The organism is Leptospira sp. WS58.C1, from assembly GCF_040833995.1.
GTDB lineage: Bacteria > Spirochaetota > Leptospiria > Leptospirales > Leptospiraceae > Leptospira_B > Leptospira_B cinconiae.
Map to the genome: position 1 here is coordinate 1,900,122 of NZ_CP162137.1, position 26,888 is coordinate 1,927,009.

The following is a 26,888-nucleotide window of genomic DNA, read 5'->3' on the forward strand; positions in this document are numbered from 1 at the left end:
TTTCAGAACCTTGTCCTAGAGCTATCCTTCACCGGTTTTTGCCCACCAGATTTTAAGAACTGTTCTAGGATTTTAGACAGCATTCCAGCGGTCGGTTCCGAAAATTTGGGATTTTGAGCTTCCCATCTGAACACCGAGGTTGCCACAGAAAGGTTTTGTAAAATTTCGGCTTGGTCAGCTAAGGGTCCTACGGTTCTGGGAAGAAGTAATCCTACAGGACATTTTGCTTTTTGGGAATAGAGATCTTCCTTCTCCAAACCGTTCCAGAGTTTTTCCAATCCAAAAGGATCCCAAAAGAACTTAGGGATCTGGGTTAAATTCCGCAGAAACCAATCCGTTTTTTCCAAAAGGGACGTGGAGTATCCGGACACCGGCATAGGATTCGGGAAGATCAGAAATGTAGAAAATATTTTATCATTCGGCTGGGTGAGAAGGGGCCATACCAGTCTCGTAGAAAATCCTTCTGCAATGAGAATCTGTTTCTTCTTTCGTTTTTTCAGAAAATCCAGAATATCGTCGTTGGTAAATCCGGAGAATTTTTCCGGACCCTCCGCCACAGTAAGATAATATTCGGAGGAAAGTTCCGGGCTAAAAGAACGATCGAAAGAATGTAAGGGGTCCCGAAGCCAAAGCACCTCGTCTTTTTTGGGATTTCCCCGGCTGGTAAAAGTCCAATGATTCTCTCGCATTAGTCTTGACAGTGATTAGGAATGGAAACTATCTATTAGGTTCGGCTTGAGGTGGTGGAGACGAGGGGAATCGAACCCCCGACCTTTTGAATGCCATTCAAATGCTCTCCCAACTGAGCTACGTCCCCTTTGATTCCAGCTTGGTGTCCTTGGGCATGCTGTCAATATATATTATTTTAGGAGCAATCGGATGAGCGATTCCGTCGATGAGCTACAAAAAAAAATAAAAATCCAAAACGATATCATCAAAGGTTATGAAAAAGTTTTAAGATTGAACGAGCAAGAATTGGAAAATGCGGACGAGATCATTCGTATGTACGAGACTATTATCCAGTATTCCGGACAAGAATTGAAGGATGTTAAAGAAGCTTTCGATGCGACTTCAATCGTGACTAACTTATCCCGGGATGAATTAATATCCGCAATGAATCGGATCAAAGAACTTGAACACGCTAATAAAAAATTAAGGGAAGAATCCCTTAAATTCCAATCCTAATTTTTTAGACCTTGACCCAGATCAAAAAACAGGAGACCCTTCTCAGAAGTCGAAGTGACGGTTCCTTCTTTTTAGAAGAAGGTTTAGGGGTCTCCTCTATCTTTGATAGTTTTTTGAGAGAGGCAATTGCCCTCACTCATGCAGAATTAGGCGGTATATTTTCGACAACAGAGTCTGCCAATATTCGACAAATTTCGGGTCGTAACGAAAAGGAGCTGGTAGAAGCCGCACATTGGGCATTCTCTCAATCCGGAAAAGACCTACTTTTAGAAAGAGGTAAAACACCACCTTGGGCTAAAGTACCAAGCAGCTTTCCACTTTTAGTGGTCCGATTGAAAGTAGATGACCTCGATTCCAGTCTTAAAACAAATCGTGCCAGTTACGCAGTCTTAGTCTTACAAGGAAAAACGACAGCGGATCGTTTTTCGAAGACCGATTTTGAACTTCTCCGTACTACTTGTAAAACGGTAGGAAGACTATTAAAGGAATCTCATGTATCCGGGGACGCTTCCTTAGTCACTCTTTCCTTACTTGCGACCACTCAGTTGGTATTGGAAGCGGCACAGGCGAAAAGACAGTCGGAACGTTTCGACTTCCTACTTACCGAAGTGATCCGTGTTTCCGGACTGATCAATTCTTCTTTAGATCTTTCCCAATTATTAGAAGCGATTATGCTTTCTTCAAAGACGGTGTTTAGGACCGAAGCTTGTAGCGTTCTTCTTCTGGATGAATCCAAGGAATATCTCTACTTCCACACTGTGCTTGGAGAAAAAAGTGAAGCTGTCACAAAGATGCAAGTTCCTGTAGGAAAGGGCGTGGCAGGTTTAGTCGTTCGAGAACGTAAACCGATGATCATTAACGACGCTCAAAATGATGATCGAGTTTATAAAGAAGTGGATAAAGCGTCACAATTCACTACTCGCAATATCATGGCAGCACCCTTAGTCGCCAACGACGAAGTTATCGGTGTGATCGAAGCGATCAATACCGTGGACAGAGAAACGTTTACAGGAGAAGATCTGGAACTTTTTTTAAGTTTTTCCGGGACTTCCGCACTTGCCATTCAGAAGACGGGACTCTTACAGAACTTAGAGAATGCAAATAAGGACCTTCGCAAAAAAGTCTCCGAATTGGAATCCTTATTCGAACTCTCCCAAGCAGTCAGTCTTTCTACAAATCGTTTAGGTCTAGTTCGAAAATCCATCCGGTTGATCATCCGAGAGCTGGATGCGAGTGTTGCGGGTATCTTCTTATACAGTCTTACTAAAGAAAATTTTATCAACTGTGCCTATTACGACGGGGAAACGGAAAAAATAGACAGGGTACAGGAAGAAGAAATTTCCGGTACCCAAGTTTTATCCAGCATCAAGGAAGGTCTTCCTGTTTTAAAAAGGGATATTTTGGACCAACCTTTCCCTCATGAGTTGGACAGAAGATATTTAAAAGGTTCTTATATTATCGTGCCCTTATTCCTTTCCAGTGGAGAACCTTACGGGGCCTTGACTGTTGCAGATAGAAAGGATAAACTTTCTTATCAGGATTCGGACTTCCGATTATTACAAACCATGGCTTCCCAGTTTACCAAGGGATTCGAAGCATTCCGTCTCAGAACGGAGATGTTGGAGAAAAAAGCGATCCAACAAGAAATGGAAATTACCCGGAAGATCCAGCAGAATATTCTTCCCTCCGAAAAAGTATTTTATTCCAACTTTGACCTAGGTATTTTTTCCGTTCCGGCAAAAGATGTTTCCGGGGACTTTTACGATTATTACCAGTACAGCGACGGGCAATATTCCTTTCTGATCGCTGATGTTTCCGGGAAAAGTCTTCCGGCAGCACTTTTTATGGCGATGAGTTCTTCTATCATCCGAACCCTTGCGAGAAATCACGATCTCAGTCCCGAAGAAATTTTAAGACAGGGAAATGAACTTATCTTCGAAGATTCCCATTTTGGAATGTTCGTCACCGCATTCTTCATTCATTATAATCCTTCCTTGTTTACGATTGAATACGCCTCCGCAGGTCATAACGATCAGGTCTGGATCAAGGAAGACGGCTCTTACGAGTTACTAAAAGGACAGGGGCCTCCGCTCGGTGTGATCCCGACCGCTAAATACAAGGGCGGAAATTTTACGGTCAAACCGGGAGATATTTTCGTTCTTTATACGGACGGTGCGGTAGAGGAAAAAGACGCCCAGGGAAATGAGTTCGGTCTGGAAAGAATGATAGAAGAGATCAAATCCAGAAGACATCTTCCCGCCCAGAAAATTGTGGAAGAATTGTACGCTACCATTCGAAAATTTTCCGCCGGAAAAGAACCTTTCGACGATTTCACCGTGCTTCTATTGAAGTACAATAACGATTTCCAATTTTTCAGGACATTCGATGCAAATACCGCGCAAATTCCGATCTTTAGAGAATTTATATACGATGCGATCAAGGTCAGAAATTTACCTGATTTTTTAAGAGACGATATTCTTTTAGCGGGGGACGAGGCAGCCACAAATATTGTGATCCACGGATATAAAGATACTCTGCTCAGAAATCCGAAATTCGATTGTAAAATTCGGTTCACTGAAGATTCTATCACGATCGTGCTGACCGATTCCGGAAAAGGATTCGACAGAACGAACGTGAAAGACCCGTCCATCGAGGAGAACCTCTCCGGAAAAAGAAAAGGCGGATTCGGTGTGTATCTGATAGAGACATTGATGGACGTGGTGGATTATAAAATGGAAGAGGGAAGAAACATACTCACTCTCCAAAAATTTTTCCGCTAACGATGGGGGCAAAATGGAACTGACGGTAGAAATCAAAGGAAACTCAAGAGTGATCCATCTAATTGGAAATATGGACGTTCACAATACCCATAAGGTGGAACAGGCGTTCATGGATCATATCCGAAAAGCCACTGAGTCCAATATCGTCCTGGATATGTCCAATGTAGAGTTTGTTTCCTCCGCCGGTTTAAGAGTTATCGTAGGTTCCTTAAGAGTTTGTAAGGAAAGGGAGATACAACTTAAGCTAGCGGCATTGCGTCCCGCAGTTCGTAAGGTTTTTGAGATCATAGATATGGATTCCCTTTTTCGGATCTATGATACTGTGGATTCTAGCCTCCAATAAATCGGTCTACCGAACCGCGGTTTTTAGCTTTCCTCCCTGGCCTTTCTCTAAAAACTGTGTACCGTATGTCGGAACAAGCGTACTCTTTAGATAATCCGTTTCACACTTCTGAATCATCGGAATCCCAACCCGTCTCCAGTATTTACGACGATGCCAATGCAATGGGCAAAGAATTATTGGAAAAACCTCTGCAAGGAGGAGGAACGGATAGGATCCTAGTACAACATTCCAAAGGAAGAATGACCGTTTGGGAAAGGATCAAGGTGCTTACCAATTCGGAACCCAATATTCTCTACCAAAACTGGGGAAAAAATTTAGACGGGGCTTCCTTAATCACAGGTATTTTAAATATTAACGGAAGGGACGTAGCAATTTACGGACATGACTTCACTCTTAGAGCTGGGTCCATGGATGCTACGAACGGAAATAAACTCGCAAGACTTATCTACATGGCAGGGGAACATGGAATTCCCCTGATCGGAATGAACGATTCGGCAGGTGCATATGTTCCTGCAGGAGTAGGTGGTCTGGACGGATATTCGGAAGCATTTACCGCACTCCGAAAGATCAGCGGTGTGGTTCCTAGCTTAATGCTTATGTTCGGATTTAACGCGGGTGGTGGAGCTTATCTTCCAAGACAAGGTTCCTTTATGATCCAACCGGAGAATACATTCTTCGGATTGACCGGTCCTGGAGTCGTTAAATCGGTTTTAGGTGAGGACATCAGCGCGGACGATTTGGGAGGACCAAAAGTCCATGGACAAAGCGGGGTAGTAGACCTAGTTACGAACGACGAATTAGGAGCATTGAGGACAGCACTTAGACTTCTATCATATATTCCCGATAATAGCTCTAGTGCAGCACCTTTCCATCCTACTTCCGATCCTACGGACCGATTTATCTACGAAGAAGAAATATTATTCAAAAAGACATTCAATTCTCCGACCGGGATGAACACTCCTTTCGATATCACATTGTATATTCAGAATATTTGTGACCATGGACAATACTTCGAGATCCAGCCTCAAAGATCCAGAAACCTGGTCACCGCATTCGGTAGATTGGGTGGGCATGTAGTAGGATTCGTAGCGAATAATTCCGCCGTTTCTTCCGGTCAGATCGATATCGGTGCGGCAAGAAAAGGTACAAGATTTATCCGCTTTTGCAATGTATATAATATTCCTTTAATATTCTTAGAGGACACCACCGGATTTTTGCCCGGAAAAGAGCAAGAGCAGAACGGTATCGTTTTGGAAGGAAGAAAACTTTTGGATTCGATCATTGATATTCGTACTCCAAGATTGACTCTGATCATCCGAAATGCCTTCGGTGGAGCTTACGCAAGTTTTAACTCTTATCATACGGGCGCAGACATGGTGTTTGCACTTCCGACCGCAAGGATTGCGGTAATGGGACCTGCAGGTAAGGATTACGTCTATAAGGACGAGATTACCGCGATCCAAAAAGAATATAAGGAAAATCTGAAGAATGGCGTTTCTGAAAAGGATGCCGCAGCGACCAGGGATAAAAAACTGCAAATTCTCTCTCTAAAATATGAGAAAGATCTCATGAACCCTAAGGAAGCTTTATCTTTAGGCTCCGTTTCTAGGATCGTTCTTCCGGGAACCACGAGAAACATCCTATTCCAAAATCTAGATTATTTAATCCGACACTATAAACCCGGACCAATGTCCGGACCTCAAAGGGAATTCGAGTAAACAAAGATGATCGACTACCAAAATCGGCGCATTACATTTCGCGAATCTACTTCTCCTTGGATCCATTCATTCTCATTGCAAACGATCAAATGTTTGATCGTTTGCCGAGGCCCAGTCCGAAAAGAGGCAATGGAAATTTTCGACCAAATAGGGATCAGAGAATACGGTATCTTGCTTTCCGAAAAAGACTCAGTCGTCTATCCGATGGCACTTGCTCCGGAGCTGAGGGACTTCAGATTTCCTTCCAATATTCACAGAGTTCCAGATTATATGGGAGCCGGTGCGGAAGAAAAAGCAGCTAGGATCAAACAAATCATCCAGATCGCAAAAGAGAACGATTACACTCATATTTTTGCCGGTTACGGATTTATGGCGGAAGATTCCGAGTTCATAGAGGCGATCGAGGAGAGCGGAATTACATTCATGGGACCTTCTTCCCATGTTGCCCACCAGGCGGGTTCAAAGGACGAGGCAAAAAAGCTCGCTCGTAAGCTGAATGTTTCCGTGACTCCGGGTGTTGATACGATCTCCGCTACTTGTCTTCTCAAAAAAGCAAAAGATGAAAAGGCGTTAACCGCTCTTGCGAAAGAAAAAGGATTGGACTTTACTTATAATCCTTCCGTCTCCTTAGAAGAAAATGCGGAAACCTTATTATACGCCGGATACGAAAAGATCGTAGAATTAGTTACCATTCCCGAATTACAGGCTCAGGCTGAAATTGAAGCTTCGGAGATCTGGAAAAAATATCCAAGTAACCGAATTCGTTTTAAATACGTGGGCGGCGGCGGCGGAAAGGGCCAAAGGGTAGTTTCCAAACCGGAAGAAGTAAAAACGGCAGTACAGGAAATTTTATCGGAATCTAAAGTAACCGCTCCCGGTTCCAATCGGAACTTTTTGATAGAATTAAATATCGAAAAGACCAGACACAACGAGATACAGTTGATCGGTAACGGAGAGTGGTGTCTTGCTCTCGGAGGAAGGGACTGTTCCGTTCAAATGCATGAGCAGAAACTTTTGGAGATATCTCTTACCCAGGAACTTCTGCAAAACGAGATCGCAGTACTTGAAAAAACATCTCCTAAAAAAGCCGAGATCATAAAAGCCGATCTTCAAGTCCTGAAAGAAATGGAAGAACAATCCGAGAGGTTTGGACAAGCTGTGGCTTTAAATAGTGTGTCCACCTTCGAGTTGATCGTAGAAGGAACAAACCACTTCTTCATGGAAATGAACACCAGGATCCAGGTAGAGCACAGGGTCACAGAGATGGTGTATTCATTAAAGTTCACAAATCCTGAAAACAAATCCGAATTTTTTATCGTAGATAGTTTGATCGAAGCAATGGCACTTATTTCGCTTCACGGGAAAAGACTTCCGAAACCGGAACGTATCGTAAGAAATATTTCCGGCGCGGAAGTTCGTATCAATGCTACTAATAAGGCGATCCAGCCGCACGCTGGTGGAGTTATTTTAGGTTGGTCTAAACCTCTACCGGAAGAGATCAGGGACGACCAAGGCATCTCCGTTAGAAACCCCGATACAGGCTTATTCGTACACTATAAAGTGGCCGGAGCTTACGATTCCAACATAGCACTTTTGATAACTTATGGTACAAGTAGGGAAGATAACCTTCGCAGACTTGGTAATATTCTCAGAAAGACGGAACTTAGAGGCCAAGATCTACAGACTAACTTACTTGTTCATTATGGTTTGATCCATTGGATCTTAGGAAAAGACCCTTTATTCAAACCTTCTACAGCATTTATGATCTCTTATCTGGCGGCAGTCGGTGCATTAGAGAGCCTAGGCAAAGATGTGGATCTGGAAGTAGCTTGGACAAAAATCCTTTCGAATGCTCCCGCGGAAGGAAAGAAGGTTCTTTCCCGTAAGCTCACCTTGATCACAAGGCCGATCAGTGAGTTGCTTGCAGATGCGCATGTATTAGCCGGATTCTTAGGATATCATGAGAATACTTCCTGGAAGATCGAAAAAGACCAAGTAGTTTGGCTTAGAAACCCGGTCCATATTCTTTCCGATCTATACTATTATCTGCACATGGAAGGAGAATTACACCAATCACCTTCCGAACAGATTTGGGATCATGACCAGAAAGTTTTGCAATCTGCATTATCTTTTTATAAAGAACTAGAAAAACTGACCGGTAAGCAAGCCGATTCTCCGGATTGGGATTCTATCCTAGGAGGAAAGGCTCCGGCCGGAGTGGATGCATCCGTTTGGACAAAAGCAATTTCCTCTCATAAAGGTTTCCAGATCGGATTGGAATTGTTGAAACTTATTCCGAATCTTGGAAACAAATCCGGTTTCTATAAACTGGGAGTGGATGAGAACTTAGAGCCTGTGATCCCTGAGGAATTTAGAAAAGCGGAAACAAGAGACGCATATATTAAATTTTTGGCGCCTGCTCCGAAAGCAAGTTCCGACGAGATCGTTTCACCAATGGGTGGAATGTTCTATTCGAAAGAAGCTCCGGATCTACCTCCTATGGTTAAAGAAGGCGAGCATTTTAAAGCTGGCCAACCTTTATTTATCGTAGAAGTTATGAAAATGTTCAATAAGATCACCGCTCCATTCTCTGGGACCATTAAAGAAGTGATCCTGAAGGATAGCGACGGAAAGATCATACAAAAAGGACAGACCATCTTCAAGATCGTTCCGGACGAGGTCTTAAAGGTAGAAACTCCGGAAGAGATCCAAGACAGAAAGAATAAAGTGACTTTCTCCCTTCTTTAAGTTACTAATATCCGAGATTCTTGCGGGAATTTTAACCTGTGAGAATCTCGGCAGGTATATCTTTTAAGGAAAGTATCTTTTCCGCAGCCCCTCTTTCTATCGCTTCCTTTGGCATACCGAATACGACAGAACTTGTTTCGTCTTGAGCAATCGTTCTTCCTCCGGCTTTTCTGATCTCTAAGAGACCTGCAGCACCGTCGGCTCCCATACCGGTAAGTAGAAATGCCTTTGCGTTTCTCCCCACATTTTTTGCAACAGAATGGAATAATACATCCACGGAAGGTCTATGACGATTTACTAATGGACCATCCGAAATCCTTACGATAAATTGCGCTCCACTTCCAATAACTTCCATATGTTTGTTCCCCGGTGCAATGAGTGCGACTCCTTCTTGGACCCTGTCCCTGTCCCGTGCTTCTTTTACCGTAATTTTACACATCTTATCTAACCGATTCGCAAATGCCTCCGTAAATTTTTCAGGCATATGTTGTACAATGACTATTCCGGGACTATTAGCAGGAAGGGAAGTGAGAATTTCCTCTAAAGCGATCGTTCCGCCCGTGGAAGTTCCTATTGCCACTATCTTGTCGGTAGTTGCAATTTTCGTAAAATCAAGTCCATCCGTTCTGGCAGGAGGAGAAAAAATTTGATGTTTCAGCTTGGAAATGGAAGCAGAGCGTACACATTCTCCCAGATAGATCGCAGAATCTTCTAAAAAATCTTTAAGACCAATTTTCGGTTTCGTAACAATTCCTACAGCTCCTTCTTTTAACGCGATCCAAGCCGTTTCGGAAGCTTCTTCCGCAAGAGAAGAGCAGATCAATACGGGAGTAGGGTGGGTATGCATGATCTTTTTTAAAAAACTGATCCCATCCATTCTTGGCATTTCGATATCCAAAACAATTACGTCCGGCCATCTCTCCGACTTTCCGAGTTTTTCCAAAGCAAATACCGGATCGGGAGAAGATCCGATCACTTTTATATCCGAATTCATTTCCAGAACCTGTTTGAGTACGGATCGGACCACTGCGGAATCGTCGATAATATATACGTATATCATGTTTTACTAACTTTTTGGATTTTCCATGTATACTTCTCCGTCCCAAAGGGAGAAATATATTTTTCGGTGAGATTTACCTCCGATATTGGAAGCTGTTAGATCTATATTCGCTTTGCGGACTAAATCCAATACGGATTCCACATTCTTTTCGCCGATTTCCACGATCCTCTTTACTTCCTCAATTTTATCTTCTTCGGGGGAGAACATGGACGCACCGCCGAAAACTTTGCAAACGAATCTGCCGGGTCTTTCTCCTAATTTTTGGAATTGTTTTAGGAAAGTTTCCAGCGCATCGTCCGCATATTTCGGATGGGGCTCCGTAATATGGGAGGGTCTTTTCGGCAACATGATATGAGCCATTCCGCCCACTTTGGAATAAGGATGCCAAAAACATAATGCTACGCAGGAACCTAAAAGTGTGCGGATCCTTGTACCATTTTCCCCCCAATAGAAACCTCCCGGTTGTAGGAAAATATCCCGTACGATCTCAGGTTCCATTTTTTAGCCGGCAGATACTACGTTAGCCGCTTCTTCCCTTGTCTCTTCTAATGCGGTCAGTTCTTCTACGGTCAATAAGCGGAGAAGGTTCAATAAAAGAATAAATCCGGTTGGCTGCCTCGCCATTCCGGATAGAAAATCAACACGTATCCTGGAGCCGAACGTGGGAGGCGGTTCGATTTCGTTGGAAGGTATCCCCAATACTTCGTAAACGGATTCGACGATTAGACCTATATCCATACCGGCTCCGTTTATCGATTCAGGAACTTCCACGATCACGATACAGGTCCTTTTGTCCGGAGAATGTTTTTTCCTGAAAAACTTATCGCATACATCCAAAACAGGGACCACATTTCCTCTTAGATTGATTACCCCCGGTATAAAAGTAGGCATCATAGGAACGGTGGTCACATGAGTGTATTCTAGGATCTCTTTTACGTTCAAAAGCCCTATTCCGAAAGTTTCTTCTCCGATCTTAAAGGTCAAATACTGGTTATCTTCGAAAGTGCTCAAGCGTTACTACCTCAATATTTCTCAAACTTAGGCTTATCAGGGATACTTACAGTCCTCACGGCCGCAATACTCTTGGCACCGTTTCCAGCAGTCTCCTTTCCTAACGATTCCTTGTTCAATCGGAAGAATAATACGGATTCCCTCAAGGATTCCGCCTGACTATTCATTTCTTCCGCAATGGCGGCTAACTCTTCCGATGCGGATGCATTTTGTTGAGAAACTTGATCCAATTGACCCATTGCTTTATTGATCTCGACCACTCCGGAAGCCTGTTCTTCGCTGGAAGCCGTGATCTCTTGCACCAAGTCTGCCGTTTTCCTAATATTCGGAACAATCTCACTTATGAGTTTTCCCGCTTTTTCGGCGATTGCTACCGACGATACCGCAAGACTAGAGATCTCATTTGCCGATTTTTGGCTTCTTTCCGCTAATTTTCTAACTTCCGAAGCAACGACTGCAAATCCTCGTCCGTGTTCCCCCGCTCTCGCAGCTTCGATAGCGGCGTTCAACGCGAGTAGATTTGTCTGGTACGCAATATCCTCAATGATGGAAATTTTCTCAGCGATCTGTTTCATTGCAGTCACAGTTTCCGTTACTGATTTTCCACCTTCTTCCGCATCCTTGGAGGATTGACTAGCAATCTGTTCCGTTTGTTTGGAATTGCTCGCATTTTGGTCGATAGAAGCTGTCATTTCTTCCAACGAAGATGTTGTTTCTTCGACGGAGGCGGCTTGTTCGGAAGCTCCTTGGCTAAGAGAATTCGCTGTGGATGAAACCTCCGTAGCAGAACCGACTAAACTTCCGGCTTTCATAACGATATCGCCCATGATCTCGTTCAATTTATCCACGGTAGTATTTCCGTATTCTTTTAGTTTGCCGAACGTTCCGTAGTATTCGTTCTCTATTTTGGAAGTCAGATCTCCGTTAGCCAATCTTCCCAAAGCTTCTACCACTTCATTAAGTCCGGTCTCGCTGACCTGTAAGAATGAATTAATCCCTTCCCCCAAGGTCCTAAAGAATCCTTCTTTACCTTCTAATTTTACTCTAGTTTTAAAATCTCCTTTTGCGGCGGCACCTACGATCTCCTCTATTTCTTTTTGGACCGCAAGCTCCGCAGTGACATCGTACCATTCCACCACAGCTCCCAATCTTTGCCCTTCGGAACTTAAAATAGGATTTGCGATCAGATTGAATGACCTTCCTCCGATGGTTATGGAAGACTCATACGTGCTATTCAAATTCGCGAGCAGGTTTCTTTGATGAGCAGGGTTTTTATGGAAAGTATCGATATTAGTTCCAAGCAAACTTTGCAAGTTAAATGCGCTTAATTGTTTTCTAATATCCCCCTCGCTATTTTGGAACATCTTATATACTGCCTTATTCATATACTTGATGTTAAATTCGTTATCCGCGATCATCACATTCGTGGAAGCGTTGTCCAATGCTACCTTGATCCGAGTAAGCTCGTCATTTTCTAGTTTCCTAGCTGCGGTCAACTTTTTCTGCTCGGTTACATCCGACCATTCCACCACGGCTCCTAATCTATCTCCGTTTTCAGTAAGAATAGGGTTTGCAATGAGATCGAATGTCCTTCCTCCAATTTCTATGCTGGATTTGAAAGTATTCGTAAAGGAAGCAAGTATTCCTCTTTGATGCGATGGATTTTTGTGATAAGAATCTATATTCGATCCGAGAAGTTTATTCAGATGGAAATTGTTGAGTTGTTTTCTAATATCGGTTTCACCTATTTCAAACATTTTCATTATCGCTTTATTCATATATTTTATATTCAGATGGGTATCCGCGATCATGATGTTCGTACTGGTATTATCTAATGCCACTTTGATACGGGTCAGTTCTTCATTTTCCTGGCGTCGGACTTCCAACAATTTTTTCTGTTCCGTTACGTCCGCCCATTCCACAACCGCTCCCAGTCTATCCCCGGATTCGGTCAGGATCGGATTTGCTATAAGATCAAAACTTCTCCCTCCGATCTCGATACTGGAACGGAATGTTTGGTTCAGATCCTTTAAGATGTTTCTTTGGTGAGCGGGGTTTTTATGGTAGCTATCAATATTAGAACCCATCAAAGATTCCAATCGGAACTGGCTAAGTTGTTTTTTGATATCATCTTCCGCATTTCCGAACATCTTTCGTATGGACTTATTCATGTATGTGACCTTTAAGTTTTGGTCGGCCATCATGATATTTGTAGTCACATTGTCCAAAGCGGTCCTGATTCGAATGAATTCTTCCGAGTCGGACTTACCGTTGGAAATAATAGTTCCGGAAGAGAAAGGTTTTAGGTAAATCACCAATGCAGGTAGCAGAAGGGTCCCGAATATTGCGAACAGGAAATGAAAATAGAAGGGGTCTTCTTGCCGAACAGGGGTAGGAACGGAGACTGAAAATTTTTCCCAATCGGATTTCAACTTTTCGAATTTAGGCAGGGAATTATCCGTAATCTGGTTTAAAAACATCTCTTTAGTATCCTTTGCCTGGATCCCTAAAACCCCTTTTGCAGTTAGGATACTTTCCTGAAGGGACTCGAGATCCTTCTGGAATTGTTGCAGGTCTTTCGGATCCGTAGTACCCGATGAATATTCATTTATATCCGACAAGATCGTTGCTTGGATCGATTTCAGATTTTCTAATTTAGAAAAAAGGGATTCTCTACTTTGGTCGGGGAGAAATAGAGAATACAGACCTGATTGATAATCCTTTAATTCCGAGTGTATTGTTTCGGAAGATACCGAAATTTTATTCGAAGATCCCGTTTCAAAACCGTGATCATATAAATAACTCCAACCGGATGATCCGAATGTGAGAAATATTCCCAACAGCAAAGACCAAACAAGCACACTTAGTTTTAATTTACCCTGTTCCATACGATTTACCCACGCTATAAATTAATTATTTCCTTATCGATCGCAGTTTTTTCAACGTGCGAATGTTCTATCTCTTAGATTAGTTCTTTGGATTTTTAAAAGGGAATGAAGACCAGGTACGTCCAGAATGAACGCGATCTTTCCGGTCCCTAAAACGGATGTTCCGCTGATACATTGGATCCCTTTGAAAATTTCATTCAAAGGTTTGATTACGGATTGAATTTCACCAAGTAAGTCATTGACTAATATCCCGAAATTCCTGCCGTCATGTTCGAGAATGAGTACGTTTTTTCTTCCTTCATCCGGATCGGGGAGTCCTAAAAATCTTCCCAAATGTAGAATAGGGAGAACTTCCCCTCTTAAATTAATAGAACCTGAAATCTCGTCAGGAAGAAGTAGGAGCTCCGACTCCATGGTCTCTCTTACCCAATCCATCGGTACTACAAAATATGAATCACAAGATCTGACTAAGAACCCATCGATGATCGCAAGTGTAAGCGGAAGACGAATGGAGAATACACAACCTTTTCCGAATTCCGATTGTACGTTCACGGATCCTCTTAAGGATTCGATATTTCTAAGTACCACATCCATTCCAACACCTCTGCCTGAAAGGCTAGTAACGGATTCCGCCGTTGAAAATCCGGGCTGGAAGATTAGATTAAAAATTTCTTGTTCGTTTAATACTTGGGTTGATTCTATTAAACCTTTTTCGATCGCTTTTTCTCTGATTTTTTCATGGTTGATCCCTTTTCCGTCATCCGAGATCTCTATCGAAATACTTCCTGTCGAGTGGGAGGCTTGTATCTTTAATTTTCCTCTTTTTGACTTTCCTAGATTCGTTCTCTCTTGGCTGGGTTCTATTCCATGGTCCAATGCGTTCCTCAATATATGAACGATCGGATCGTTTATTTTTTCGATCACGGACCTGTCGAGTTCCGTTTCTCCGCCTAAAATTTCGAAGTCGACTTCCTTTCCGAGCTCCAAAGAAATATCTCTAACGGTCCTTCGATATTTTTCAAAAAGTTCGCCGATAGGAACCATCCGAAGTGCCATCGCTGTTTCTCGGATCTCTCCCACAAGCCTGGATAATAATTCAGCCGATTCGTTTAAGTCTGAGTCTTCTTTTTCAGCAAGTAAACGACCAAGGCTTGCCTCGGAGATGATCAATTCTCCGACAAGGTTTACTAATTGGTCCACTTTCGCGGAGTCGATACGGATCAGCTTAGGAACGATCTGCGTAGTTTGTGATTTTTCACCTTCCGACTTTTTGGAAGAAGTTTGTTCTTTCGGAATTTCCGAAGAATGTACGGAAATTGGCGCTTGGATGTGAAGCCCTTGTAATTCCAATGCCTTAAAATATTCTTCTTTTTTGCAAGGTATCTCGTTTGCGATCGAATAAAATATCTCTTCCGAAGAATGCGGAGATACAATCTTTAAAAAGGAAGAATCCTTTACGAAAGAAAAAACCGATTCCAGATCCTTCCGCTCTGAGTTAGAATCAAGCTGAACCTCGTAACCTATGTAACAATTTTCAGGATCCCAGCTATTCCAATCCGGCAGTTTTGTCTTATAAACGTATAAGTTTTTGATCTCACCGATCTTTCTCAGGTATTTCAAAAAAGAGAACGGATCCATTCCATCTTTGAAGATATTTGCACCTGGAAAAAATGTGACTTGCCAGTAAGAGTTAACCGCTCCTTTTTTCTCCGAATTCTCTCCAGTTGGATGTTCTACCGGATCGTTTGTTTTCTTTTTGTCTGAGTTTTTTCCCGTAAATCCTTGAGCTTCTCTTAGAATTTTTATCTGTTCCGCATCCAATTCAGGAGGTAAATTATTACCCGGGGTTGGATCTCCTACAATTCGTTTTAAATGATCTATTGCCCTTAACAAAAAATCTATCTTAGTCGGGTCTAATTCGGTTTTTCCCGACCTGGCAAGATCTAATAGAGTTTCCAACTCATGAGAACATTCTTCTATGGATTCATATCCGAACATTCCAGCGGTTCCTTTTACGGTATGGACAGACCGGAACATGGAATGAATTGCTTCTTCGTCGAAATCTCCTTTTTCCATACGCAAAAGAAACAATTCGGCTCCGGATAATAATTCGAGAGATTCCTGTATAAATGCTTCTTTGATTTCGGAAAGGTCCATCACACTTTCTCCAATCCGTAAGAGAACTTAAATTCAGAAGAATCTTTTTTGGATATTCTTATACGATCCTGAAAGAAGCCGATCAAACCGTATAGATCATAAAATTCTAATAGACACTTCGGATGATTTAATATGGCGAGATCCCAAGATCTATCCAGGGAATCCTTTTTTAGCAAAATTAAAGATTGAACAAAACTGGAGTCTACCTTTTCCAAAGAAGAAGTATCGATCTCGATCCGGATCGGATTTTTATCCAAAAGAGATTGTATTTTGGATTTCCAATCTAATACAAAATAAATAGAAGCCTCTCCTGAAAGTTCCAGATGAAAGATCGGTCTGGAGTTTTTTTGGCCGAGTTCTGATACTTTTATTTCCAAAGACATAACATTTTCCCGTGATTATACGAGTAAAACCTGTATGGTTTTTAAAAGTTCTTCGGGAGAAAAAGGTTTAGTAAGCCAAGCTTTTGCACCGGCTTTTAAACCTTCATTTTTCAGCTCATCTTGTGATTCGGTGGTCAGCATGATGATCGGAACAAATTTATGGTTCGAGTCTTCCTTGATCGCCTTTACAAACGATATACCGTTCATATTAGGCATATTCATATCGCTAACTACGAGATCCACTTTGCCTTCTTTCAACTTTTCAAGACCTTGTAATCCGTCTTCCGCTTCAATAACGGAAAAGGAAGCCTGAGAAAGATGGAGGGTAAGTATCTTTCGGAATACGGCCGAATCATCAACGATTAAGATTTTTTTCATATTCTCCTTCTTATCATTTTCATTGAATGGGTAATAATAGTTCACTCATTACACATAACCTTACCTGTTCTCCGGTGTGGTCTTTTGCGTTATGAATAAAAAATAGACCGTTATGTTTTCTGAGGATTTGATCTACCGCAGTTAGCCCCAGACCTAGACCGAACCTTTCCAAATGGGAAACACTTTCTACGGGAGGATGAATTCGGAAGAACGGTTGTAAAACCAGGTTCTCATATTTTTCGTCCACACCTCCGTAAGGTTTTTCATCCACTATATTCTTTACAACGACGCAGAAATATCCTTGATTGATGCTCGTAAACACCTCTAAAGAAGTTTTTGGAGCACAATACTTATAAGCGTTTAAGATCACTTCCTCTAAGGCTAATAGGAATAGATCGATCTCTATTTCCAACTCGACTTCCTTTTTTAAAATGGGTAGAGCAAGTCTGAGTCCTTTTTTTTCCAAATAAGGTTGGATGAACTCGCCGGAATGTTTTATTCTATCCACTAGTTCGGATGCCTTGATCTTTTTCTTATCAAGATTCCGATTGATAATTTCTAATAACTGAGTGAGTCCTTTTAATAAATTTTTGGTGATTTCCTGATTTTCCATCACCATATTCATCATATTTTTATTAATTAGATAATTTTCACCTTCCTCTTTCATTTCGGTCTTGATCATATCCAATAAACTAATAATCGCTCCGATCCCGGAACCTTGGGATAGGGATGTCTGCAAGGAATGAATGGAGGATTTTTCCCAGGATTCGTCTCCGGCTTTTCTTCTAGTTTCCTTATAAGTCAACCATTCCAACTGGTTCCTAAGTTTCAGACTTTCCGCTTCTATGATCGCGGCTTCGCTAGCCTTCAGAAAACGATAGTCTACTGCCTTATTTAAAGCCTTATGAAATTGATCTGGAAGGATAGGTTTGATTATATAATCGAATACTCCGAGTTTCATCACTTCGATCACCGTATCCGTTGAATCGAGTGCTGTTTGTACCAGTACAGTGGCATCGGGTTGGAATTCCTTTAGTCTTTGGATGAAAGTGGGCCCATCCATCACAGGCATCATAAGGTCCACTATATAAAAAGAATATTTATTGGCCTTGGCCATCTCCAAGGCCTCTTCTCCGTTGGTAGCGGAGTGATACTGGATCCCGAACTCATCGCAAAGAGCTTCAAGCATGAGAGTATTCTCTAACTTGTCCTCAACTAGAAGTATAGGATCTCGTACTACACTCTTTCTCTCCTGCTTACTTTTAATTACGGAACTTGTTGCGTTAGTCATTGATCTGCTCCGCCAATTCTTCTAATACTAATTTTAATTCATCCAAGGAAATCGGTTGGGAGAGAACGAAGTCGTAATTCTCCTTGGAAAATTTTTTTTCAAAATCCTGCATTTCTTCGGGGAGAATAAAAACTGTTTTCCAAATTTCCGATATTCTATCCTTTACGGAAGAATTAGAATCTTGGAATAAAACGATTTTTTTGTCCTTTCTAAGTTCCCGGAGTAACGGTTGGTTTTGTTTCTTAAAAAAATGAGTGAGTAGTTCTGCGTTCTTCTGATTGGATAATTCCAATTGGATAAAGCAGAAATTTTTTAATTTATCAGGATAGGCTCCCGCAAAATTTTTTCTCGGCTTAGATTCTTTAGCAGTTTGTTCCAGCCTGGGAAGGTTTAGATAAAAAGTGGTCCCGGTCCCATGCTGGCTTTTTACCCGAATACTTCCCCCGTGCGCCTCTACTAATTTTTGAACGATAGAAAGGCCAAGCCCTGTTCCTTCCGTCTCCCTGGATCCGGAATTTCGAACCTGGTAGAACGTATCGAAAATTTTTTTCTGTTCCGATTCCGGAATTCCGATCCCCGTATCCGTAATCTCCACTACCCAATCTTTTCCTTCCGTATGTGTAGAAAGATAGATTGAACCTTGCTCAGCGGTAAATTTGACAGCGTTCCCAACTAGGTTCAAAAATATCTGACGGATCCGCTTGGGATCTCCCCAGATCATAAAAGAAATATCTTCCGGATCATTCCAGACTAGGTGGATATGCTTTCTTAGAAGTTCCGGCTCTAAAAATTCTACGACTTGTTCCAATTCCTTTCTAAAATCCAATTCTGAAAAATAGAATGAGGACTTTCCTGCATTCAGTTTTGAAAGTTCAAGAATATCATTAATTAAACCTAATAAATGTAATCCTGATTTATGGATGAGATCCAAGTATCTTTTATCGTTGGAATTTTCGTCCTGTATCTTGATCAGCTTAGAAAGCCCGATGATCGCGTTCAAAGGAGTACGGAGTTCGTGGCTCATGTTCGCAAGAAAATCGCTTTTAGCCGTGCTTGCCGCTTCCGCCTTTTCCTTTTGGACGGAAAGTTCTTTGGTTCTTTTGATAACAGTTTCTTCTAAATTTTCCTTATGGAGCTTCAATTCCTCTAATATGGATTTTCTTTCTAAATAAAATCCGATCAGATCTGCGAAAGTGCGAAATGTAAATTGTTCTTCCGGACCGGATTCATGTTGGAAGAATTCCATTCCCAAAAATCCGAACCAGTCTCCGGACATTCGTATCGGAAAGAGAAAAATTGTATCCGTTCTCCTTCCCTGACAAAAGGCCATTTCCGATCCGGAAAGATCTGAAGTCCGAAACTCCACTATATCATTTTTAAGTAGGTATTGTTTCCATCCGGCAAATTTGGTGGAGAGTGAAATTTCGGGATGAGTTTCAGCAAGAGTCGCGCTGGAGTAGGGGCTTTTGATCTCCGCTTGTAATGCTAACACGTCCGGATTAGCTGTTTTTTTATATAAGTAGATCCTTTCGGCTTCCACCAATACCAAAAAATGTTCGATCGCTCTTTCTATCGTAAAACTTTCATGGGTCGTATTCAGTAAGATCTGAGAAGCCGCCGTAAGGCCCATTTCGGATCTTAGTCTTTTGGCCGCGAATTCCTCTCGGATGATTTTTTCACTGCTATCTCGCTGAATAGATAATAAATTTGTAATATTACCGTTCTGATCTTTTACGGGAGAAACTTTCCATTCGGAATAATATTTAGTGCCGTCCTTTTTGTAGTTAATTGTAGAGGAAGAATAGGAATCTCCCCGCAATAAGCAATCTTTAAGATTTTGTAATATTCTTTTGTCCGTTTCTTTACCGAACAAAATTTTTGGAGATCTGCCAATCAGCTCTTCCGGGTTATATCCGGTTAATTCACAGAATGCGGGATTTGCAAAAACGATAGAAGGTCCGTTCTCATTTAGAACGGCGTCTGTAACAAGAATTGCGTCGGAAGTTTGGGAAACAATAATTTGAAATAGTTCGGTTTCTATATCGAACTGCAGCTCTTCCCCAACCATATAGGCCAGAAAATTTACGCGAAAATAAACTTAATTCAACCATTTTAGGAGAAAATTCCACAAAAATGACTTACTCTGAAGTAAATCGTTCATTTTTGCGAGATCCGAGACATAACTTAAATGTCGAAGTGACTACATGAGGAGATTTGCAGGCAATTTAAAGCTCATGGAGTCCTCCCTCGAACCGGGGAAAAGATCCAGAACAGCTTCCGGATAGAATTGTATGAGCTTGGAAATGATCTCATCCACTAAGATCTGGGGAGTAGAAGCTCCCGCTGTGATCCCCAGGATCTTGATCCCGGAGTCGGCTATATAATCCTTATTTAATTCTTCTAAAGAACTGACCTTGAAAGAGGAAGGTTTGGATTTTTTGGCCAATTGTAGGAGCCTAAGTGAGTTGGAACTATTATCGGCCCCGATCACCATCATTGCGTCTATCGTTTCCATCATAGAAGAAACAGCTTCTTGCCTTTCCGTAGTAGCGTAACAGATATCGTCTTTCGCTGGATGCTCAACACTTGGGAATAATTCCGCAATCTTTTCCACTACCAATTTTGTATCCGCTACGGACAAAGTAGTCTGCATCAGATACGTAATCGGTTTGCTTGTGTCCAATTTTCCGACTAGTTTTTGGACATCTTCCGGGGATTCCACTAAGAACATCCTGGCTTCTCCCATAGTTCCTATTGCTTCGTCATGACCCTGGTGGCCTATATAAATGATCTGGTGAGAATCCTTATATCTACGTGCTTTTCTGTGAACTCTAGTCACCAGGGGGCAGGTAGCGTCCCCAATCTTCATTCCCCTACGCTTCGCTTCTTCTACCACTTCGGGAGAAACTCCATGAGCGGAGAAAACCACTGTGGAGCCGTCCGGTGCTTCCCCCAGTTCGTTAATAAATTTGATCCCTCTTTTTTTCATATCTTCCACGACTCTTCGGTTATGGACGATCTCTTTGCGGACATAGATCTGTTCCTTGGAATTGGATTGGACCTGTTCCACATAAGAAATTGCGTATTTAACTCCGGCACAGAAACCGCGGGGATTCGCGAGATAGATTTTTTCGAGCATCTACTTTCAGGCTGTTGCCTGGTCCCGTCGGAGGCAAGCATTTTCGTGCCGGAATCCGCACCAGAGATCCAAAAGGCGACATATACACTTACAAAAGGAAGGTATCTTTTATCCAACTTTGGCAGAAAAAAGTATCTCTTCCAATTCCCAAATCTTCCCGATTTTCAAGGGGAAGAGGTCAAGGAAGACCTCTAGGAAAATCAAATTCTCTTTTCGGAGAGATTCGGATTCAAGGAGGAACCGAATGATTATTAACCACAATATCAGTGCCATCTTCGCTCATAGAACTTTGAAGTTCAATAGCGAAAGCATGAACAAAGACATCGAAAAGTTGTCTTCCGGTATGAGAATCAACCGTGCAGGTGATGATGCATCCGGTTTGGCTGTGTCTGAAAAAATGAGAACACAGGTCGGAGGTTTACGCAGGGCGGAACAAAACACTGAAGACGGTATGTCTTTGATTCAAACAGCGGAAGGGTATCTGCAAGAAACCCATGAAGTTGTTCAAAGGATCCGCGTGCTTGCAGTACAAGCAGCGAACGGTATCTACACCGAAGAAGACCGTCAACAAATACAAGTAGAGGTATCTCAGTTGGTCGACGAGATCGACAGGATTGCTTCTCAGGCCGAGTTCAACAAAATGAAACTCCTTACGGGAGCTTTCGCTCGTTTGAACCCGACCGCAAGTATGTGGTTCCACATGGGTGCTAACATGCACCAAAGAGAAAGAGTGTATATCGAAACGATGAACACTGCGGCTCTGGGATTAAGAAACCCGACCGTTCTGACTTTCATCTCTCTTTCTACGGCGGGAAAAGCGAACTCCGTAATCGGTCTTGCTGACGACGCTCTTAGATTAATTTCTAAACAAAGAGCCGACTTGGGAGCTTATTACAACCGTCTGGAACATGCTGCTAAGGGTTTAATGAACGCTTACGAGAATATCCAAGCGGCTGAATCAAGAATTCGTGATACTGATATGGCTGAGCAAATGACCAGCTTTACCAGATATCAAATTCTGACTCAAGCTGCCACTGCGATGCTCGCTCAGGCGAACATGAAACCGCAAACCGTGCTCCAGCTACTGAAGTAATTCAGGTAGCTAACTTGCCGGTTTGACTTAAGTAGTATTCCGGCAGGGGAGCTGGCTCTAAGCTAATGTTGGTTCTTTCGACGGGACCACGGATTTATATTTATTATAAATCGCCGTACGACTCTGAAGCCTAACTTCTCGTAAGCGAAAGTTAGGCTTTTTTTTGTCTTCATCCTTTTTTTATAAATAAAGATCGTTAGATCATTTACCGGAGTTACAAGTAAAACGCAAAATTCATATCGTTCTCGCGAAACATATAGATTGAAATGTAATTTTAACCCGCAAGCTTTGTACCAAATCCTAATTTTTATCCGATTTGTAACCGAACACCAATTCTAAATTTTAGTTTTAGAATGCAGAGCTGTATTTGTTTCTTTTTTTGGAATTGGAAAGTGATTCTTTCCAAGGAAGATTCGTTTGTTGCTGCGAAATTGGTTTTTACCTCTGACAATTCCTGTGTATCTGGGCTTATTACTTTTCGGTTTAGGAAGTTTCTCTCTCATCGATTGGGACGAGAATATTTACGGCGCGGCTTCCAAATCCATGTTGGAAACCGGAGAATATTTTAGGATCCAAATCAACGGGCAACCGTTCAGTGAAAAACCTCCATTTTACTTTTGGTTCGCAAATCTATTTTACAAAGTTTTCGGACTCTCCGAATTTTCCGCAAGGCTTCCGTCCGTTTTTAGCGGGATCTTATCCTTTTGGATCTTAGTTCGATTCGGAACAATCTTACATTCTAAAAAATTCGGTTTCCTGTGGGCGTTTTTATATTCCGCTTCTTTTTTACCACTTTTACTTTCCAGAACCGCATATATAGACCATCTATTCAATACATTCATCTTCGCATCCGTCCTTTCTTTGTATTTATATGAAACAAAGGAGAAGGGAGACTTTCGTTCCAGGACGATCTGGATCTTATCAGCGGCTTTCTTTGGTGGAATTGCCGTTTTAACAAAGGGTCCTTTAGGTTTAGCTATCCCGCTTTTTATTTTTGGGGTAAATAGGGTTTTTGAAAGAAACTTTAGGATCAGGATCTTGGATTTGATCCTATTTGCGATCGTTTCGATTTTCGTATTAAGTATCTATTATCTCACAAATTTTATACTGTATGGAAACGAGTTCTTAACGCAGTTCTTCGATTTTCAGAAAAAACTTTTGACTAAATCCTTAGAATCACATACTGGACCTTGGTTCTATCATTTTATCGTAATGTTTCTCGGATTCTTTCCGTGGACAGCGCTTCTATTTCCGATTATTCAGAACTGGAGAAGGTTTACTGCTCCTAAAATTTCCAGGATCTCCCGCTACTTTCTGCTTTGGTTGGGGATTGTTCTACTCATCTTTTCTATCGTTCAAACCAAATTGCCTCATTATTCTTCTTCTATCTATTTCCCGTTATCCTTTTTTGGGTCCTACTTACTCTTAGAAAAGCCGGAAGTGTTAAAATCCAATATATTCTCATCTTCTTTTTTAGGATTAGGTTTTGTCATTGGAGCGATCTTCCTGCTTTTGCCGTTTATTTTAGAATATTCCATTCATTCACTAGGACTTGGGAAGGAGCAATTGCCATCCTTCTCCCTCTCGGATTCGTTATCTGGGATACTTCTTCTTTTAGGAATTTTGGTCGGATTTATAAGTTTGCAATTTTTCAAAAAGGGGACCGAAGAAGGAAAAGATTTTTTCCTAGTTTCAACCTGGGCATCCATGTTGATCTTTGTAGGAGTTCTATCATTTACGATCACTCCTAAGATCATTTCTTTTTTGCAAGATGGAAATCTTCGTCTTTTCGATAAGGCCGCAAAGTTTGAAAATAAAATCGTATATTATAAATATCTATCCTTCTATCCAATGTTCTATCGAGACAAGAAGATCCATATAATCGGAAGTTATAAATTTAAAGACGAAACATCCCTTTTACAGTCTAAAGAAAGACTTTCCGTCATATCCAATAAAAACAGCTTATTGGAGTTAGTCTTAACCTATCCGCAAAGAACGTTTCAGGTAGTTTCTTCTGAAAACGGGGTAATTCTTCTGGATACTTCTCCGAAGTAGAGGAAATAGGAAAACAAGAAGGAAACGATAGATTCAGAACTTAAAAGTGGAATCCGGAATCTCCATTCCATTTTTATAAAGCAGAATTTGGATTGAAAGAATACCTTTTTTGTGATTTATGAATGCCGACTCTCGCCCACGGGCCACACCCCTCCACCCAAAATTCGGGTGGGGGCGAACAATTGCTGTAGGAATTCCAACAAGAGTGACTGATTTGGGCGGCTCACTCGCTATCGCTCGGATCGCGCTGCTTCGATTTCGCGCATTCGCGCTCATCCGGGCTCTGCCCGGACTAAAGATCTACGCATCGCTGCCGCGGGAGTAGTCGGAGTTATTTGCTTCCAGATCGGAATTTCCATTCCGTATTGAATTAATCTTAATTCAAAATTGGTTCTTTGGATTTTAGAAACCGTATGCAGAATAAGTCCGATCGAAATTTGGATCCAGGAAAACAGCATCAATCCAGTGGCTAAAATTGCTAAAGGAACATGATATACATATTTATATTCGATATAATCTATTACGGGCGGAATACCGGCAGCTATAGACAAAGCCGCTGAAAGGACGGAAAAAAATCCGAAAAAATGCATCGGTTTATAATCTTTAAAGATCCATAATATGTTTTGAACGACTTTGTAACCGTCTCGGATAGTATTCAATTTTGAAAAACTTCCGGCTGGTCTATCTTTGTAAGGAACAGAGATCTCTTCCAATCTGAATCTTTTATCCAAAGCATGTAAGGTCATTTCGATCTCTATCTCAAAGCCGGACGTAAGCACCGGATAGTTTTTTATGAACTTTCGAGAAAATACTCTATATCCGCTCATCGGATCTTTTAGCTTGGTGGCGAATAGAAAATTGATCAAAGTAAGAACAAGTTTATTCCCTGTGGAATGGAATCTTCTTTTATTCTCCCTTCCATAATCTCCCTCGCTCAAACGATCCCCCACCACCATATCTAAATCTTTTTCCTTTAGAGCTTGGATCATAGTGTGTATCTTGAAAGCGGGGTAGGTCAGATCCGCATCGCACATGATATATATTTCCGCATCTATTTTAGTAAATGCAGATCGGATCGCATTTGCTTTTCCTTGCCTCGGTTCAAAGATCACCTCTCCGGAGATCGTATGTTCTGCTAGGACGTTTTTCGAGATCTCAGAAGTTCTGTCCTTGGAATTGTTATCAACGATCACAAAATATGCGTTTGGGATCTCTTTATAAAATTCCAAGATTGTTTTTTCAATCGTTAACTCTTCGTTATATGCCGGGAGAACCAAAACAAGCGGGATCGGTTTCATTCTAAATTAGAGTTCGTCCAAGAAGGGCCGAAGAATCATCCAGAATTCGGATCTTCTCTGTTACAGATCAGTGAATCTACAAGATCCCTCATTCGAAATCGTATACAAGTTGTAACATTCTAAACAACGAATTCTAGTTTTCGGTTAAACCCCGAAATTTTGTACTAGCGATAGAATGAAAAGAAGTACACTATTCTTCTTAGTTTCTATCTTTTTAGGAATACTTTTACTCGGAAATCTGTTCACTTGGGCGATTTTTAGAGCGGATACTTTTAGGTCATCGATTGATTGGGAAAAATATTCCAATCCTTATAAAAGAAACACCACACTCAAACTCCAAAAGACGGGGATTCATTTACATACCAACCGTACTTGGTTTACTCCCGGTAGGAACACCCCGGAAGAGATTGAGACTATTTATGCGGCAAACGGATATAAAATTTTAGGCTTCACCGATTACGAAAGGATCACTAGTCCGGATTCTCCGAAACTTGCTCAGATCAAAGGATTCGAATGGGGAACGAATCTTAGAAAAAGACATATGAGCGTTTTAGGTTTGGAAGAAGCGAGTTACGATCTATTTCCTCTCTATGCGGATCCTGAAAATTTACAGTGGGTGATCGATAAATTACGATCCAAAGACGGTTTCGTAGTGATCAATCATCCACTTTTGAATGAATCTTTTCCCTTACGACTACTTTCCCAGCTGAAAGAATACGATGCATTAGAAGTAATGAGCCCATTCGGTGATATTCCTAAATTTTGGGACAAACTATTAAGCGAGAAACGTCCTTCTTTCTGTATGGCATCCGATGATCTACATTACCTTCCCAGAGAAGAATATTTAAGAGTCAGGACTTCCGGGATCCCGAATTGGAGAGACCTAAGTTCCGAAATTTACAAACAGGAAGGAGAATCTTTGATGAGATATCTTCTTGTGAATACCGACAGTCTAGATGAAAGGGAAGTCCTTAGATCCTTGAAAGAAGGAAACTATCTTTGTGTTCGCAAAATGGAAAGAAGTTTAGAAGAACCTAAATTAGGACCCATAGGATTAAATTCGGAAAATGAGATCCATTTCGATTTCGAGGATACTCCGATCAGCGTTGACTTTATCGGCCAAAATTCTGAAATTCTATCTCATACTTCCTATCAGAACAAAGGTTCTTATAGATTAAAACCTACGGATCTATATGTAAGAGTCCAGGTGGTTTATCCAACCGCGGTCATTTTGAGTAATCCTTTTTTCCAGAAGCCGTAAATTTGTTTTTTGGGAATTCCAATAATAATCTTATACAATCGCCTGTATCCGTCGGTTCTATGAAGAAATATATCCTCTTTCTTTTTTTCTTGACTTTTCT

General features: G+C 41.5%; 20 protein-coding genes and 1 tRNA gene. 8 read left to right on the top strand and 13 right to left on the bottom strand.

What is annotated here, in order from left to right:
- Positions 1–2: 2 nt before the first annotated feature.
- Both AB3N61_RS08610 and AB3N61_RS08615 read right to left on the bottom strand, forming a co-directional pair.
- On the bottom strand, positions 3–689 hold the full coding sequence (locus AB3N61_RS08610; RefSeq protein WP_367897345.1) for a hypothetical protein: 687 nt from the start codon (positions 687–689) through the stop codon (positions 3–5).
- Between the two features lie 52 nt (positions 690–741).
- Positions 742–817 (bottom strand) — tRNA-Ala (locus AB3N61_RS08615).
- Positions 818–879: 62 nt separating this feature from the next.
- On the opposite strand from AB3N61_RS08615, the gene AB3N61_RS08620 reads away from it, so the two are divergent.
- The 5 genes from AB3N61_RS08620 to AB3N61_RS08640 all read left to right on the top strand — a co-directional run bounded on the left by AB3N61_RS08620 (position 880) and on the right by AB3N61_RS08640 (position 8,774).
- On the top strand, positions 880–1,185 hold the full coding sequence (locus AB3N61_RS08620; RefSeq protein WP_020768405.1) for a hypothetical protein: 306 nt from the start codon (positions 880–882) through the stop codon (positions 1,183–1,185).
- Positions 1,186–1,196: 11 nt separating this feature from the next.
- Entirely contained in the window at positions 1,197–3,965 is a 2,769-nt protein-coding gene (locus tag AB3N61_RS08625) for a SpoIIE family protein phosphatase (protein WP_367897346.1), read from the top strand.
- A 13-nt stretch (positions 3,966–3,978) separates the two neighbouring features.
- Positions 3,979–4,308: an STAS domain-containing protein gene (locus AB3N61_RS08630; protein ID WP_020768281.1), complete on the top strand. Its 330-nt coding sequence runs from the start codon at positions 3,979–3,981 to the stop codon at positions 4,306–4,308.
- A 65-nt stretch (positions 4,309–4,373) separates the two neighbouring features.
- On the top strand, positions 4,374–6,026 hold the full coding sequence (locus tag AB3N61_RS08635; RefSeq protein WP_036088716.1) for an acyl-CoA carboxylase subunit beta: 1,653 nt from the start codon (positions 4,374–4,376) through the stop codon (positions 6,024–6,026).
- Between the two features lie 6 nt (positions 6,027–6,032).
- Positions 6,033–8,774, top strand: a complete 2,742-nt coding sequence (locus AB3N61_RS08640) for a biotin/lipoyl-containing protein (protein ID WP_367897347.1) — start codon at positions 6,033–6,035, stop codon at positions 8,772–8,774.
- Between the two features lie 31 nt (positions 8,775–8,805).
- Here the strand turns inward: AB3N61_RS08640 and AB3N61_RS08645 are convergent, their stop codons facing one another.
- From AB3N61_RS08645 to ispH, 10 genes are all read right to left on the bottom strand, one after another.
- Positions 8,806–9,834, bottom strand: a complete 1,029-nt coding sequence (locus AB3N61_RS08645) for a protein-glutamate methylesterase/protein-glutamine glutaminase (RefSeq protein ID WP_367897348.1) — start codon at positions 9,832–9,834, stop codon at positions 8,806–8,808.
- Between the two features lie 6 nt (positions 9,835–9,840).
- Positions 9,841–10,332: a chemotaxis protein CheD gene (locus AB3N61_RS08650; RefSeq protein ID WP_367897349.1), complete on the bottom strand. Its 492-nt coding sequence runs from the start codon at positions 10,330–10,332 to the stop codon at positions 9,841–9,843.
- A 3-nt stretch (positions 10,333–10,335) separates the two neighbouring features.
- Complete coding sequence (locus AB3N61_RS08655) at positions 10,336–10,845, bottom strand: chemotaxis protein CheW (protein WP_020768261.1); 510 nt, start codon at positions 10,843–10,845, stop codon at positions 10,336–10,338.
- Between the two features lie 11 nt (positions 10,846–10,856).
- Positions 10,857–13,733: a methyl-accepting chemotaxis protein gene (locus AB3N61_RS08660; protein ID WP_412758364.1), complete on the bottom strand. Its 2,877-nt coding sequence runs from the start codon at positions 13,731–13,733 to the stop codon at positions 10,857–10,859.
- Between the two features lie 51 nt (positions 13,734–13,784).
- Positions 13,785–15,890: a chemotaxis protein CheA gene (locus AB3N61_RS08665; protein WP_367897350.1), complete on the bottom strand. Its 2,106-nt coding sequence runs from the start codon at positions 15,888–15,890 to the stop codon at positions 13,785–13,787.
- Positions 15,890–16,273 (bottom strand): STAS domain-containing protein, encoded by a 384-nt coding sequence (locus AB3N61_RS08670; protein ID WP_020768163.1) that lies wholly within the window; start codon positions 16,271–16,273, stop codon positions 15,890–15,892. Before AB3N61_RS08670 ends, AB3N61_RS08665 begins: the two co-directional genes overlap by 1 nt.
- A gap of 15 nt (positions 16,274–16,288) precedes the next feature.
- Positions 16,289–16,651 carry a response regulator gene (locus AB3N61_RS08675; protein ID WP_008591692.1) on the bottom strand — a complete coding sequence of 121 codons (363 nt, stop codon included), beginning with the start codon at positions 16,649–16,651 and terminating at the stop codon, positions 16,289–16,291.
- A gap of 19 nt (positions 16,652–16,670) precedes the next feature.
- Positions 16,671–17,942: a response regulator gene (locus AB3N61_RS08680; protein ID WP_020768481.1), complete on the bottom strand. Its 1,272-nt coding sequence runs from the start codon at positions 17,940–17,942 to the stop codon at positions 16,671–16,673.
- A complete protein-coding gene (locus AB3N61_RS08685; protein ID WP_367897351.1) occupies positions 17,935–20,010 on the bottom strand; it encodes a PAS domain-containing sensor histidine kinase in 2,076 nt (691 codons plus the stop codon). Before AB3N61_RS08685 ends, AB3N61_RS08680 begins: the two co-directional genes overlap by 8 nt.
- A gap of 132 nt (positions 20,011–20,142) precedes the next feature.
- On the bottom strand, positions 20,143–21,081 hold the full coding sequence (gene ispH / locus AB3N61_RS08690) for a 4-hydroxy-3-methylbut-2-enyl diphosphate reductase (protein WP_020768124.1): 939 nt from the start codon (positions 21,079–21,081) through the stop codon (positions 20,143–20,145).
- Positions 21,082–21,325: 244 nt separating this feature from the next.
- Here ispH and AB3N61_RS08695 point away from each other — a divergent pair, with 244 nt between their 5' ends.
- Both AB3N61_RS08695 and AB3N61_RS08700 read left to right on the top strand, forming a co-directional pair.
- Positions 21,326–22,174 carry a flagellin gene (locus AB3N61_RS08695; protein ID WP_010515586.1) on the top strand — a complete coding sequence of 283 codons (849 nt, stop codon included), beginning with the start codon at positions 21,326–21,328 and terminating at the stop codon, positions 22,172–22,174.
- A 417-nt stretch (positions 22,175–22,591) separates the two neighbouring features.
- Positions 22,592–24,229: an ArnT family glycosyltransferase gene (locus AB3N61_RS08700; RefSeq protein WP_367897352.1), complete on the top strand. Its 1,638-nt coding sequence runs from the start codon at positions 22,592–22,594 to the stop codon at positions 24,227–24,229.
- A 272-nt stretch (positions 24,230–24,501) separates the two neighbouring features.
- On the opposite strand, the gene AB3N61_RS08705 is transcribed toward AB3N61_RS08700, so the two are convergent.
- Entirely contained in the window at positions 24,502–25,527 is a 1,026-nt protein-coding gene (locus AB3N61_RS08705) for a glycosyltransferase family 2 protein (RefSeq protein WP_367897353.1), read from the bottom strand.
- Positions 25,528–25,702: 175 nt separating this feature from the next.
- On the opposite strand from AB3N61_RS08705, the gene AB3N61_RS08710 reads away from it, so the two are divergent.
- Positions 25,703–26,788, top strand: a complete 1,086-nt coding sequence (locus tag AB3N61_RS08710) for a hypothetical protein (RefSeq protein ID WP_020768278.1) — start codon at positions 25,703–25,705, stop codon at positions 26,786–26,788.
- Positions 26,789–26,888: the final 100 nt, after the last annotated feature.

Coding starts and splice junctions, on each gene's coding strand:
- AB3N61_RS08610 (WP_367897345.1), bottom strand. CDS start 689: ATGCGAGAGAATCATTGGACTTTTACCAGCCGGGGAAATCCCAAAAAA.
- AB3N61_RS08620 (WP_020768405.1), top strand. CDS start 880: ATGAGCGATTCCGTCGATGAGCTACAAAAAAAAATAAAAATCCAAAAC.
- AB3N61_RS08630 (WP_020768281.1), top strand. CDS start 3,979: ATGGAACTGACGGTAGAAATCAAAGGAAACTCAAGAGTGATCCATCTA.
- AB3N61_RS08635 (WP_036088716.1), top strand. CDS start 4,374: ATGTCGGAACAAGCGTACTCTTTAGATAATCCGTTTCACACTTCTGAA.
- AB3N61_RS08640 (WP_367897347.1), top strand. CDS start 6,033: ATGATCGACTACCAAAATCGGCGCATTACATTTCGCGAATCTACTTCT.
- AB3N61_RS08645 (WP_367897348.1), bottom strand. CDS start 9,834: ATGATATACGTATATATTATCGACGATTCCGCAGTGGTCCGATCCGTA.
- AB3N61_RS08650 (WP_367897349.1), bottom strand. CDS start 10,332: ATGGAACCTGAGATCGTACGGGATATTTTCCTACAACCGGGAGGTTTC.
- AB3N61_RS08660 (WP_412758364.1), bottom strand. CDS start 13,733: ATGGAACAGGGTAAATTAAAACTAAGTGTGCTTGTTTGGTCTTTGCTG.
- AB3N61_RS08665 (WP_367897350.1), bottom strand. CDS start 15,890: ATGGACCTTTCCGAAATCAAAGAAGCATTTATACAGGAATCTCTCGAA.
- AB3N61_RS08670 (WP_020768163.1), bottom strand. CDS start 16,273: ATGTCTTTGGAAATAAAAGTATCAGAACTCGGCCAAAAAAACTCCAGA.
- AB3N61_RS08675 (WP_008591692.1), bottom strand. CDS start 16,651: ATGAAAAAAATCTTAATCGTTGATGATTCGGCCGTATTCCGAAAGATA.
- AB3N61_RS08680 (WP_020768481.1), bottom strand. CDS start 17,942: ATGACTAACGCAACAAGTTCCGTAATTAAAAGTAAGCAGGAGAGAAAG.
- AB3N61_RS08685 (WP_367897351.1), bottom strand. CDS start 20,010: ATGGTTGGGGAAGAGCTGCAGTTCGATATAGAAACCGAACTATTTCAA.
- ispH (WP_020768124.1), bottom strand. CDS start 21,081: ATGCTCGAAAAAATCTATCTCGCGAATCCCCGCGGTTTCTGTGCCGGA.
- AB3N61_RS08695 (WP_010515586.1), top strand. CDS start 21,326: ATGATTATTAACCACAATATCAGTGCCATCTTCGCTCATAGAACTTTG.
- AB3N61_RS08705 (WP_367897353.1), bottom strand. CDS start 25,527: ATGAAACCGATCCCGCTTGTTTTGGTTCTCCCGGCATATAACGAAGAG.
- AB3N61_RS08710 (WP_020768278.1), top strand. CDS start 25,703: ATGAAAAGAAGTACACTATTCTTCTTAGTTTCTATCTTTTTAGGAATA.